Annotated in this window: 10 protein-coding genes; 3 read left to right on the forward strand and 7 right to left on the reverse strand. The window is 65.6% G+C overall.

What is annotated here, in order from left to right:
• Positions 1 to 50 precede the first annotated feature (50 nt).
• Complete coding sequence (locus tag IPG14_RS06385) at positions 51 to 755, reverse strand: prepilin peptidase (protein WP_343388652.1); 705 nt, start codon at positions 753 to 755, stop codon at positions 51 to 53.
• Positions 756 to 788: 33 nt separating this feature from the next.
• Here IPG14_RS06385 and IPG14_RS06390 point away from each other — a divergent pair, with 33 nt between their 5' ends.
• Complete coding sequence (locus IPG14_RS06390; protein WP_343391241.1) at positions 789 to 2,084, forward strand: M20/M25/M40 family metallo-hydrolase; 1,296 nt, start codon at positions 789 to 791, stop codon at positions 2,082 to 2,084.
• Here IPG14_RS06390 and IPG14_RS06395 read toward each other — a convergent pair.
• Entirely contained in the window at positions 2,081 to 2,422 is a 342-nt protein-coding gene (locus IPG14_RS06395; RefSeq protein WP_343384196.1) for a hypothetical protein, read from the reverse strand. The two genes, IPG14_RS06390 and IPG14_RS06395, sit on opposite strands and share 4 nt — an antisense overlap.
• A 9-nt stretch (positions 2,423 to 2,431) precedes the next feature.
• Positions 2,432 to 2,914, reverse strand: a complete 483-nt coding sequence (locus IPG14_RS06400; protein WP_343384195.1) for a MarR family transcriptional regulator — start codon at positions 2,912 to 2,914, stop codon at positions 2,432 to 2,434.
• Positions 2,915 to 3,097: 183 nt separating this feature from the next.
• Between IPG14_RS06400 and IPG14_RS06405 the strand changes: the two genes are divergently transcribed.
• The gene (locus IPG14_RS06405; protein WP_343391242.1) at positions 3,098 to 4,423 is read left to right on the forward strand and encodes an LLM class flavin-dependent oxidoreductase; all 1,326 of its coding nucleotides are present in this window, start codon (positions 3,098 to 3,100) and stop codon (positions 4,421 to 4,423) included.
• A 77-nt stretch (positions 4,424 to 4,500) separates the two neighbouring features.
• Here the strand turns inward: IPG14_RS06405 and IPG14_RS06410 are convergent, their stop codons facing one another.
• From IPG14_RS06410 to IPG14_RS06425, 4 genes are all read right to left on the reverse strand, one after another.
• Complete coding sequence (locus IPG14_RS06410) at positions 4,501 to 6,333, reverse strand: NAD(P)/FAD-dependent oxidoreductase (RefSeq protein ID WP_343391243.1); 1,833 nt, start codon at positions 6,331 to 6,333, stop codon at positions 4,501 to 4,503.
• Positions 6,334 to 6,466: 133 nt separating this feature from the next.
• Complete coding sequence (locus IPG14_RS06415; protein ID WP_343391244.1) at positions 6,467 to 8,104, reverse strand: thiamine pyrophosphate-binding protein; 1,638 nt, start codon at positions 8,102 to 8,104, stop codon at positions 6,467 to 6,469.
• A 101-nt stretch (positions 8,105 to 8,205) separates the two neighbouring features.
• Positions 8,206 to 9,234 (reverse strand): hypothetical protein, encoded by a 1,029-nt coding sequence (locus tag IPG14_RS06420; protein WP_343391245.1) that lies wholly within the window; start codon positions 9,232 to 9,234, stop codon positions 8,206 to 8,208.
• Between the two features lie 44 nt (positions 9,235 to 9,278).
• The gene (locus tag IPG14_RS06425) at positions 9,279 to 10,286 is read right to left on the reverse strand and encodes an aldo/keto reductase (RefSeq protein ID WP_343391246.1); all 1,008 of its coding nucleotides are present in this window, start codon (positions 10,284 to 10,286) and stop codon (positions 9,279 to 9,281) included.
• A 207-nt stretch (positions 10,287 to 10,493) separates the two neighbouring features.
• On the opposite strand from IPG14_RS06425, the gene IPG14_RS06430 reads away from it, so the two are divergent.
• Positions 10,494 to 12,773: a glycosyltransferase family 39 protein gene (locus tag IPG14_RS06430; RefSeq protein WP_343391247.1), complete on the forward strand. Its 2,280-nt coding sequence runs from the start codon at positions 10,494 to 10,496 to the stop codon at positions 12,771 to 12,773.
• The last annotated feature ends 29 nt before the right edge of the window (positions 12,774 to 12,802 follow it).

Consider the following 12,802-nt stretch of genomic DNA (forward strand, 5'->3'; position numbering starts at 1 on the left):
GCGAAAGAACCAGCAGGCCTTCACGCACGTGAGGGCCTGTTGGCGTTTCCTTACCGGAGAGACGGAAAGAGCAGGGCAAGCGCCGCACCTGCCGCCAGGTAGGGTCCGTAGCTGAACGTCGCGCCGCGCCCGTGCCTCACCAGCATCACAACTGCGACCAGTCCGCCAAGCAAAATGCCGTATACCACCGCCGGGAACACTCCCGGCCACCCGATCATCGCGCCCATCAGGATGATCAGTTTCCCGTCGCCAATTCCCAATCCCAGCCCCCCTCCCCCGAGCAACACGCCAAAGCCGACAAGTGCCATCGCCGCGACAACCCCGGCGCCCGCGCCCAGGAGCATCTCGCCCACAGTGCGGTCCGGCCAGGCCCAACAGAGCGCGAGTGCCACGGCGAACGCCGGGTACGTCAGGGTGTTCGGGATTCGGCGCCGATCGAAGTCCGTGCTGCTCAGCGCCACCAGGACCAGCAGGCAGGCGGCCGTCAGAAGGGCCGGCCCGGCCTCGTAGAAGTCCGGTCGCAAGGCCAACGCCAACGACACCGCCGCGGCGCTCATCGCGAACAGCCGGAGTCCCAGGAGTTTTCGGCCTGCGGCTGCTTGCGTCCGGTACTGCGGCTCCGAGTAGAGCACGTGCTGCACACCCGGGAACACCCACCCGAACCCGGCGCCAACAGCGGCAGCTCCCGCCATCCAGAGTGCATCCATCGCCGTGACTATCCCCAGTGCCGGCGCTATCGGCAATCTGATCGCCACCGTAAACTCCGGCCATCCTGCACGGAGTCACGGATGACCGCTTCGATCGACTGGGATGCCGCGACCACTGAGGCCGTCTCCCTTCTCCGCGAATACCTCCGAATCGATACCTCCAATCCCCCCGGAAACGAGCGTCCCGCAGTCGAATTCCTCCGCGGCATCCTCGCGGCCGAAGGCATCCCCTCCGAGGTCGCCGAATCGGCTCCGGGCCGTTCCAACCTCTTCGCCCGGCTCGGTCCGCCGTCCGGCGGCGTCTGCCTCCTCAACCACACCGATGTTGTCCCCGTCGAACGCCAGTTCTGGGCGCGGGACCCGTTCAGCGGCGACCTCGTCGATGGCATGGTCTGGGGCCGTGGCGCCCTCGATATGAAGGGCATGGGGATCCTCGAGCTGATGGTCTTCCTCCTCCTCCGGCGCACCGGAGTTCCCCTTGCCGAATCGGTCTCGTTCCTCGCTGTCGCGGATGAAGAGGCAGGAAGCGCCTTCGGCGCCTCCTGGGTCGCCGAGAACCGGCCGGCATGGATGGACACTGGCCTGGTGATCAACGAGGGCGCATATGGCCTCGCGCTGCCCGCCGGCCTCCAGGTCTTTCAGATCGCCCCGACCGAGAAGGTCCCGCTTTGGGTTCGCCTTACCGTGCACGGCCGGCCCGGCCACGGCAGTGTCCCCCACGGCGACAACTGCGCCGAGCATCTCGTCCAGGCCCTCGAACGCATCACCCGCTGGCAGAGAGAGCTGCGCATTCTCCCGGTCATGAAGGAGCACGCCAGGGCCCTCACCGGTGCGGGCGTCATGCGCTCCGCCGCCGATGACGCCATCCTTCGCGCCGCCAACCGCAACCCGAGCCTCCGTGCCCGGCTCAGCAATACCGTGGCCGTGACGACCATCAACACCGGTATCAAGGTGAACGTCATACCCGCCGAGGCCACCGCCACGCTCGACTGCCGGCTCCTCCCGGATGTCGATGCCGATGTGTTTCTTGCCGAGCTGTCCGCCGTCATCGCCGACTCGCGCGTCGAACTCGCCATCGAAAATCGCTTCGTGGGCGCCGAAAGCCCCCTCGACACGCGCTTCGCCAGTGTCGTCCGCGACGTCATCGCAGATATGGCGGAAGGCGCCTACATCGCCCCGGAAATGACCAGCGGGTTCACCGACTCCCGTATCTACCGCCTCAAGGGCATACCCGCCTACGGCTTCGTACCCTGCCTCGTGCCCCCCGAAGAACTCGGCGGAGTCCATGGTCACAACGAACGCATCAGCGTCGAGAACATCCGGCTCGGTCTCCAGGTGCTTTACGAAGTCGTCCGACGGCTCGTCGCGAGTCCTTAGTCCAGGGCTCTGCGGCCGCCTACCACGGTTGCCGCCCTCAGGTCGGCTTCCAACTCTGAGACCTGTTCCGCATCCATCTCCGCGAACGGGTCGCTCCCCAGCTTCGAAAACCACCGCTGTGCTATCTCCCGCACCAGAGCGTCGACCTCACGCCCGGCGCCGGTTGCCCGCGACAGCATGGGGGATTGGGGTCGTCCGAGGTCGTCCAGCGTCACCGTCCCCCGGAGGATGCCAATCGCGGTCAACACGTGCTCCGCCGTCACGGAATGCGCGCCCAGGTAGGTCGCGACGGCGGAACTCGTTGTAAGCGCTTCAGTCAGGCGTAGCCCTTCGGTCATCAAGCCAGCCTACGACGGAGTCCCGCCATCCGCCGCAAGGTCCTTCGCCCGCCGCGAACGCCCGGAAGCCACGAACTTCTCCACGGACTTCGTGAACGCTTCCACCTCCGCTGGCGACATCTCTTCCATCAGGCTCGCAAGGTACTCGCGCGTCTCGTCTCGCAGGTTCTCCGCCGCCTCGCGACCCCGCTGCTCCAGCCAGATGGCGATGCCCCGCCGGTCGTTTGGCGAGACTTCCCTTCGGATGAATCCACCCCGTTCGAGCCGCTCGAGGAGTGCCGAAACAGAAGGCCGCGTGACATACAACCTGTCGGCCAGCTCGGCGTTGCTCAAGCCTTCCCTGTCGCGCAAATGTCCCAGCAGCCGAAGCTGCGTGACTGTCAGGTTCTCCCGATCCCAGATTCGCAACCGGATCTGGTCGAGCAGTGCACTCGCCTGGAAGAACGTCGTGATTGCGGCTTCCAGTTCCGGAGAGCGTTCAGGTTTCGTCATGCAGTTGGTTCCCAAACCGAGTCTCGCTCGCCCGATCGCGCATTCTCTGCGTTGGCCCACACCCGCGCAAACGGTGCACGCGCGTCCGCCGCGAGGTTTCGGATCACGCCCGCGGGATGTCGCCGCTGCCCTTGCCACCTGGCGAACCTGGCCTGCTAAACTCCGGCACCCAAGGAGGGACGGATGAAATTCGGGATCTTCTATGAACACCAACTCCCCAGGCCCTGGAGCGATGGGGAGGAGTTGAAGCTCTTTCAGGACGCCCTCGACCAGGTGGAACTCGCCGACAAACTCGGCATCGAATACGCATGGGAAGTCGAACACCACTTCCTCGAGGAATACAGCCACTCTTCTTGCCCCGAGGTCTTCCTCGCAGCCGCCAGCCAGCGCACGAAGAACATCCGCCTCGGCCACGGCATCAAGCTCATGCCACCCGGCTACAACTCGCCGGCGCGCATCGCGGAGGAGATCGCCACGCTCGACCTCGTCTCCAACGGCCGAGTCGAATTCGGCACCGGCGAGTCCGCCTCTCGCGCCGAGCTCGAAGGCTTCAACATCAACCCCGGTGAGCGCCGCGCGATGTGGCGGGAGACGGTCGAGCAGGTCTGCAACATGCTTGCCATGGATCCCTACCCCGGTTTCCAGGGCAAGTATTTCTCCATGCCGGTCCGCAACATCGTGCCCAAGCCGGTCCAGAAGCCCCATCCGCCACTCTGGGTCGCCTGCTCAAATCGCGACACCATCCATCTCGCCGCCCAACTCGGCATCGGCGCCCTCACCTTCGCCTTCGTTGATCCCGAAGAAGCCCGGCACTGGGTGACCGACTACTACGAAACCTTCAAGAACGAGTGCGTCCCGATAGGTCACACCGTGAACCCGAACGTCGCCATGGTCACCAGTTTCTCCTGCCATCGCGATGCCGAAGAGGCCTTCCGCCGCGGTTTCGATGGGTTCAAATTCTTCCAGTTCGGCCTCGGCCACCACTACGCCTTCGGCAGCCACAAGCCGGGCCGCACCGACATCTGGAAGCAGTACGAAGCTGTGAAGGCCGCGATGGGCGCCGAAGCGCTCGACTTCCTCGGCGGCGGCGGCGAGGGCATCGGCACGCCCGACCAGCTCCGCAAGCACCTCCGTAAGTTCGCCGATGCCGGCGTCGACCAAACCGTCTTCATCCAGCAGGGCGGCAAGAACAAGCACGAACACATCTGCGACTCCCTCGAGCTCTTTTCGAAAGAAGTCCAGCCCGAATTCAAGGCTGAGATCGAAGCTCGCGAAAAGCGCAAAGCCGAAGAGCTCGCTCCGTACATCGAGAAAGCCTTTCAGCGAAAGCAGTGGATGAAGGAACTCACCGACGACGAGATCCCGGCCTACCCCGCCTATGGCGCGATGGTCGCTCAGATCGACCCGTCGACTCTCGACGAGACCGCCCGTACCCGCGCGGAACGCTGGGCCAGGATGCGCGCCGTCCTCAAGGAGATGGAAGAAAAGGAACGGGCCGGCGCGCGTTAATCGCCCGCTGCCGCGCCAGGTCTCAGGCAGAGAGGCCCCGGATAGACTCCGGGCCTCTGGAGTTCACCGGCCGGACATCACCCTCCGGCGAACTCCAGGCCGGACAGGCTGCCCTCGGCCTTCCATGCGTCGAGCAACTTCGAAAACGCCATGATTCCGGGCGCGTAAGCACCGTTCTGGCGGATCAGTTCCCCATTGGGCTGGCCCTCGTTGTTGTAGTACCCCGGCGTGCAGTTCTCCAGGAACGTGATGTTCGCCATCGATGCCCGGATGATGGTGTCCACCCAGGCATCCTCTGCCTCCTGCACGACATCCACGGTCTCGGCCCCCCGTTCCAGGGCACTCTCGATCACATAAGCGATGTGCCGGCTCTGCACATCAAGCACGTGGGTGATGTTCGCGCTACCGCCAACCTGGGCGAGGCCGACGATGAAGCAGTTCGGGAAGCCGCGAGTCTGCATACCGTGCAGCGTCGCCACTCCGTCCTTCCACTTGTCGCTGAGCGTGAGGCCACCCTTGCCATAGACCTCGTACCCGGCGCGCCGCTCAAGCGGCGTCCCAACTTCGAAGCCGCTGGCGTAGATGATGCAGTCGACTTCATACTCCTGGCCGTTCGCCACCACCCCTTTTTCGGTGATCCGGTCGATCCCCTTGCCGTCCGTGTTGACCAGGGTGACGTTGGGCCGGTTGAACGTCGGGAGGTATTCGTCATGGAAGCAAGGGCGCTTGCAGAACTGGCGGTAGTACGGCTTGAGCGCTTCCGCCGTCATCTTGTCATGGACGGTCGCATCCGCCCGCGCACGAATCTGGTTCATCTTCTCGAAGTCGGCCATCTCCATCACCTTGCCGAGCTCGAGCGCGTCGGGCGCACCACCGCCCCCGAAACCATCTGTGGCATTCCCGGAGACGCGGCCACGAAGAAGCTTCGTGATGATCTCGGTCCAGCCGTCGCTCACCAGGTCCTCTTCTACCTGACCGCCGACAAGGACGGTTGAGAAGTTCTCCATGCGATGGCGCTGCCATCCCGGCTGAAGCGACTTCGCCCACTCCGGGTCCGTGGCTCGGTTCGCCCGGACGTCGACTGAGGACGGAGTGCGCTGGAAGACAAACAGCGCCTTTGCGCTCGCGCCGAGGTGCGGGATGGCCTGGATCGCGGTCGCACCGGTGCCGATTATGGCAACTCGTTTGTCCGCCAGACCGGTGAGGTTCCCATAGCTGTCGCCGCCTGTGTAGTCGTAATCCCAACGGCTCGTGTGGAAGGAGTGGCCTTTGAACGATTCGATTCCCGGGACGCCGGGCAGCTTCGGGCGGTTGAGCGGGCCGTTCGCCATGGCGATGAACCGCGCGAGAAAGCGGTCGCCGCGGTCCGTGGTGACAAGCCACTTCTGCGCGTCTTCCTGCCAGCGCACCTCCGTGATCTGTGTCTGGAACAAGACGTCGCGGTAGAGGTCAAAGTGCTGCGCGATGCGCTGGCAGTGGGCCCGGATTTCGGGGGCCTTCGCGTATTTTTCGGTGGGGACATAGCCCGTCTCCTCGAGCAGCGGCATATAGATATACGCCTCGGTATCGCAGGCCGCGCCCGGGTAACGGTTCCAGTACCACGTGCCGCCGAAGTCGCCACCTTTCTCGATCAGCCGGATGCTCTGCACCCCGGCCATGCGCAACCGCGCGCCGATCTGCAACCCCCCGTGGCCCCCGCCCACGACAGCCACCTCGACTTCAGTCGTCACCGGCTCCCGGACGTCCGGTTGGACATACGGATCCTCGATGTAGTGCGCATACTCCCCGGTGATCTCCAGGTACTGCGCGTTGCCATCGGCCCGCAGCCGTTTGTCGCGTTCCTGGCGGTACTTCTCGCGGAGTGCGTCCGGGTCGAATCCGAGTTCGGCGGGGGCAGTGTCTTGCGCCATGAGAGGTGCCTTCTTCGCCTGCGGCTAACGAATTTCGGCGATTCTACACAAGCAGGCAGAAAGTGAGACGAGCGCGTCTGGGCACGCGACCGGCTGTTGGCGGCGCTTCCGCGTCCTCGCTGGCGCCCACTGCCTACCGCTTCGGCGGCGGCGTCCCCAGCCCCGACATCGGCGTGAGCTTCGTCATGTCGATGTCGAGCAGGTACGGCCCGTCGTGCGCGAGGCCACGCCCGAATGCTTCCCTGAACGAGGCAGCACTGTCGACATGTTCGGCCCTCATCCCCATCCCTTGCGCCACCATCGCGAAATCCGGCGTCGCCAGTTCCACGCCAAACTGCCGGCCTTCGAACGTGCGGCCCTCGATCGAACGCAGCACGCCGTAACCGCCGTCGTTGAAGACGCAGGTCACCACCGGCACGTTGTATTGCACCGCTGTCGCCAGCTCGCCGATGTTCAGCATGAACCCGCCGTCGCCCTGGATGACTGCCGTCTTCTTGCCGCTCCCGATCGCAGCGCCAATAGCCAGCGGGAGCGCCGGACCGATCGCGGCGGATGTCGGGTTCAGCGAAGTCCGCGGCGACAGGATCGGCATCAGCCGGTTTCCCCAGAGGTAGGCCGGCACCGTCGCGTCGCGAACTACGATCCCGTCGCGCGGGAGCAGTTCCCGCATTGAGTCCATGATCGACTCGTAGTCCGGACCGATCTCGCTCCGGATTTGCTTCCGCGTCGCGTCCCGGAGTTCCTGCGCCCGCGCGAGGAACGCGCTGTCACTCCTCGCGCTCTCGAGGCCCTTCAACAGGCCGGCGAGGCCCAACCGCGCATCTCCGACCACTGCCACGTCCGCCCGGTAGTTCCGGCCGATGACCCCAGGGTCGGCGTCGAGATGAATGAGTTTCCCGCCGAGGGGCAACGTCCAGTTCCGCGTCTGGCCCGCCTGGAAGCGCGTCCCGACGGCGACCACCACGTCCGCATCCGCCAGTGTCTCGCCCACGCCCGGCTGCGCCGTCAACGGTCCCATGCACAACGGGTGGTCCTCCGGCAGGCTGCCTCGCCCGTTGCCCGTCGTGAACACTGGCGCCTGCAGCGCCTGGGCCAGCTGTGACAGCTCGCCCTCGGCCCCCGCGGTGAGCACCCCGCCTCCAGCCCAGATCACAACCTTCTTCGCGTTTCGGATGGCCTCCACCGCGCGTGCTATCGCATCCCGGTCCGGCGCTTTCCGTGGCCACGCTTCCACGTGCGGGATGTCGATCTCCGCCTTCGCGTACTGGAAGTCAATTGGTATCTCTACCGCGCCCGGACGCGGCCGCCCGGTGTTGATGTCCTGCGCGACTCGGAAGACTGCTTCGCCGATCTCCTCCGGCCGCCGCACCGATTCCGTCCGCCCGGTCACGGTCCGGAGCAACGGCAACTGGTTCTCCGCCTCGTGCAGGAAGCCCTTGCCCTTGCCGTAGTACGCCGAGTCAATCTGCCCCGCGATCATCATCACCCGGCTGCTCGCGAACCCGGCTTCGAACAGGCCAGTCACTCCGTTGGTGACACCTGGTCCAGTGCTCGTTATGGCAACTCCAAGTTTCCCAGTTACTCGCGCATATCCGTCGGCAGCATGCACCGCCCCTTGCTCGTGGCGCACCGCCACAGCGGTAATCCCGCCGCCCCGGTGAATCGCATCGTAAATCGGGATGTTGTGGACGCTAACGATCCCGAACACCGTGTCGACACCAAGCGCGCGCAGCGTTTCGTAGACGGCTTCGCCGCCGGTCATCTCTCGCATGGAATCTTCTCCGAACCTTTGGTCAAACGTGCAGGGACGCTATCGCGGCGCAGTCAGGGGTGTCAAACCGATGTACTTACCCCACCGGGATCAGCCGAAGGTCAGTCCCGGTATCTGGGTTCCACGATGAAGGCGATGCTCTCGCCATCCGGCGACCACGCGGGGTGACGGGCCGTCCGGCCCCCGGACAGCGAGACCTCCGTCTGCAGGCCCGAGCCGTCTTCGTCGAACGTGATCACGTCCGAGCCCCAGGCGCTGGCGATTCGTCGATTAGCGCCCCAGGAGATTCCGTACGTGAAGGCGCCACGGAGGATGTGGCGTTCGCCGCTTCGGAGGTCGATGGTTTCGATTCCCTCGTCGTACGCGACGACCAACCGCGTGCCATCCGGCGAGAAGTCCACAGCGAGGTTGCCGCCGAGACCGACGTCGATGTCGCGAGCCGGCCCCCCAGGCTCGTGGAGCGTGAGCGTGCTGCCGCCGCCCGGTTGGCTCAGGGCGAACACAAGGACCTTCGGGTTCATGGCGTTGCCGATCGCCCAGACCTCCGACGCCTCCGTTGGACGCAAGGGCTCGGCGGCCATCGAGCCCGCATCGAACCAGAGGAGGTCGTTGAACCCCGCACCACGGTGGGAGACCACAGCCAGTCGACCGTCCGGCGTCCACACGATGTCGGCTGCCACCGGCGCCGCGCCGGACGTCAACCGAGTGATCCACGTCTCGGTCGAGCGCAACACCTGGCCCGACCCGGCATCGCGAATCTCGATGAACGCCGTGCGCTCACCGTCGCCGAAGGTATCGCGGAGGACCGCCACCTCGGTGCTATCGGGCGAGCCCGTGGCGGCCACGGGTTGGCGGTCGTCCATGCCGCCTTCCACTTCCCACCTCACCTTGCCGGAGAGTTCGCGGACGGCGAGGAAATACCCGCCACTTCGGGCCTGCCCGGCGCCCTGGGGTTCCCCTTCAATGACGAGCATCGCCGAGCCATCGGGCAGCCACTCAAACTCGTTCGACGACCTGCCCGCGGGCGAGATGAACCGCCAGTCGCCGGAAACGGCGTCCCAGAGCGCGAGCCGGTGATTGCGGCTGTCCTCGCCGCTCGAGTTGCAGGCCGCGAACGCCAGGGCCGCCACGACGGCGCATGAGAGAGCGGCCGATCGAGTCGCACGTGCAACCCCTACCACCGGTACTGGCTCACCGCCCAGTCCGCTTCATAGTACGGACTCACGTTCGTCCCGGGACGAATGACTCGATCGATCTCCTTCAGTTCATCGGCCGTGAACGCCACATCCGCGGCTTTCAGGTTGTCCTCGAGCTGTTCCATCGTCCGCGGACCGATAATCGGGCTCGTCACGCCCGGGGCCTGCATGCACCACGCCAATGAAAGCTGCGACAGCTCGATCCGCTTGTCCGCCGCGATCTTCTCCAGCCCCTCGATCACGTCCCAGATGTTGTCGTTCATGCGCCGCCGGTACATCGGGTTCGTGCTCAGGTTCGCGTAACGGCTGTCCTCGGGCGGCGGCTCGTTCCGGTTGTACTTCCCGGAGAGGAGTCCCCCCGCCAGCGGGCTCCACGGGATGATCCCGATGCCATAGCTCTGCGCCATCGGCAGCAGCTCGCGCTCGATCCTCCGGTCGAGCAGGTTGTACGGCGGCTGCTCGCAGACGAACCGGTTCAGACCGTACTCCTTCGACACCCAGAGCGACTCGATCAGCTGCCATGCCGCGAACGTGCTTGCCCCGAGGTAGCGCACCTTCCCCGAGCGCACCAGGTCATCGAGCGCGCGCAGCGTCTCGTCGACTGGCATATCCGATTGCGGGCGGTGGATCTGGTAGAGGTCGATGTAGTCCGTCTGTAGTCGCCGGAGGCTGTCCTCCACCGACTGGATGATGTGGCGGCGCGTGTTGTTCATGTCGTTCACGCCCTCGCCCATCCGCCCGTGCACCTTCGTCGCCAGCACCACCTGGTTGCGCTTGCCGTTCGCCTTCAGCGCCGCGCCCGTCGCCTCCTCGCTCCGGCCGGCGTTGTATACATTCGCCGTGTCGATGAAGTTGATCCCCGCGTCGATCGCGCGGTCGATAATCGCTGCGGAATCCGCAGGAGTGGTCTTCCCTCCGAACATCATGCATCCAAGGCAAAGTGGGCTGACTTTCACGCCGGTCCGGCCGAGCGAACGGTATTCCATGGTGATCACCTGAAGTAGTAGTAGTGCATCGAAGATACCCGATCGCGGCTGGCCGTGCGGACACACCCCTCGGCCCCATCACCCGGCGGTTGCGGTATCCTGTGGAGCCATGCGGAAAGGCTCACCCTTTGGTGTTCGGCGGGTGCACCCGGGTCGTTGCCCCTCCCATTCGCGTGTGGCTCCAGGGTCGGCAGACGGAGTAACCGGATGAGCACCCGGCGCGACGGCCCCACGCTGCTCGCCCTCGCTACGATCCTCGCCCTCGCCGCCGCTCTGCGGGTCTTTTTTTGGTACGGGCTCGTCCTCGCCGATCCCTTCGCCTACGCCGATGCCTCCGCCAGCATCGCCCGCGGCCTGCCCGTCTTCGACCACAAGTCGCTGGGCAGCCTGTACTACACCCAGTACCTTCGCCTTAGCCTCGAAGTCCCTGCAGCCATCGGCTACCGCCTCTTCGGGCCCGGCGAGGTGCAGTCGATCGCCTTTCCGTTCTTCTGCTCACTGGCTGCGGCGGTTCTCGCCTTCGTCATTGCGCTCCGCGTCTCGGGCGACCGCTTCGCCGGACTCATCGCTGCCTTTATCGGTGTGATCTTCCCCGAAGCTGTCATCAACTCCACCCAGTTCCTGCCCGATACCGTAGCGGCCTTTTTCTCGGTCGCGACGGTCCTGGCTTTCTGGCATGCCCTGGACTCTCCCCAGAAGCCGTGGCGCCACCGTGCCATTCTATTCGCGCTCACCGGCCTCCTCTGGGCGCTCGCCTTCTACGCCCGCCAGACGGCGCTCGGACTCGCCCTGCCGCTCGCCGGGCTCGTCCTCTACCGCCGCCGCTTCGATTTGACCATGCTCTGGGGCGTCCCTCCCGCACTCGCCGTCGCCACGGCCATGAGCCTTCTCCTTCTCGCTCTCGGCGGTGAACCGTTCGAAGACATTCGCACCGTCATCGGCGAAGGGCGCGGCTCCCAGCCCGGCGCCCTGATGTACTCCGACATCGACTGGACGTACCTGCGCACGTTCACGAGGGACAGCGGCTTCATCCCGCTCACCGGCGTCACCCTCCTTGGCACGGCGTTCATCGCACTCACCTGGCGAGACCATCCTCAACAGCGCCGCCAGGTGGTCTCGCTCTTGATCGTCATTGCCGGGCTCTACCTGTACTTCGAGCACCTCATGCGCCTCCCTAGCCTCTACTCCTGGTGGAAGGAGCCGCGCTACGTCCTCGCCATGGTGCCTTTCCTCGCTGCACTGGCCGGCGTCGGCCTCACCCGCTGGCGCGCCGGCGTCCAGCCACCCTACCGTCGTGCAGTCGATGCCTACATCGCCGTGCTCCTCGCCTCCCTGCTCGCCTTCAACGTAGCTTCGGTCGACGCAGACCACGACTACTGGCGCGGCCATCGCGTCGACCGTCTCGCCCTCGATCTCGCGAACTTCCTCGACTCCCGCCCCGAGCAGGTCGTCTACACATGGGACGACGACCTCTCCCGCTACATGAGCTTCCACACGGGCCTCGACCGAACCTCGTACTACGAACGGCTCACGGGGACCGGCTACACACTCAACCGCTTCGACTCGCAGGGCAGGACATGGGTCACTCCCGGCAGCCTCGTGGTCATCAGCCCGCATCAGGACCACTGGTCGAAGCCCACTGCCCACGCGCCTCACTGGGAGAAGGTCTGGAGCGACCCATCCGGGGCCTCAGTCTGGCTCGTCCCCGAGGCCCCTGGCCCCGTGACGACGCTGCGCCTTTCCACGAGCATCGGCGCGAATGTCACCGCGACGGCAGCCGGGCTCTCCAGCGAACGCCTCTTCCCCCAGCAGCATGCGGTCCTCACCCTCAGCTTCCAGAACTCCGCCGCCGCGTCGGCGGCCATCTCCCTCGGCCTCAAGTGCGGCGAATCGACACTCGCCCTCCGGGAAGTCAACGCCGCTCCGGGGATGACTTCCACCTCGCTCGACTTCCCCGCAGCCATCGACCCGGACTCCCCTGAACACGACTGTTCGGTGATGGCGCGCACGGACAGCGAGATCTGGCGGCCACTGCTCCCCCTCGAGGTCGGATTCATCACGGTATTCGAACCGGAGCTGAACTTCTCGTTCGACCCGGAGTTGGAGCGGGACCGCGCCTCCGGTTGGTACCGTTTCGACAATGCGCGCTACGAAGGCGGCCGCGCACTCGTCGCCATCGCCCCCTGGCAACCGCTTCGCCTCGAAGCCTCCGCCTTCCCCGGCGGTGAAGCGTGGGTCGACCTCGGCCTCTACGACTACGGCGAATCCGCGGTCAACGGCATCCAGGTGGAATTCGGCGGGCCGCCCCAGGTCGTGGAGTGGTCCGAACCCACCGCTGGTGTCATCCACCGCGTACTGCACTTCGAAAACGTCCAACCCGGCGCCACCCTCATCGTCTCCGTTCTCCGGCAAGGCCAACAGGGGCTCATCATCGACGATGTCGTCGTCTCGACGATCCCCCCGCCGTCAGGCGAATCGGCCGGGTGACCGTCCCCTGCCATGGGCGTTAGACTCAG

The sequence above is a fragment of the Candidatus Amarobacter glycogenicus genome (assembly GCF_016704105.1).
Classification (GTDB): Bacteria; Chloroflexota; Dehalococcoidia; order Tepidiformales; family Tepidiformaceae; genus Amarobacter; species Amarobacter glycogenicus.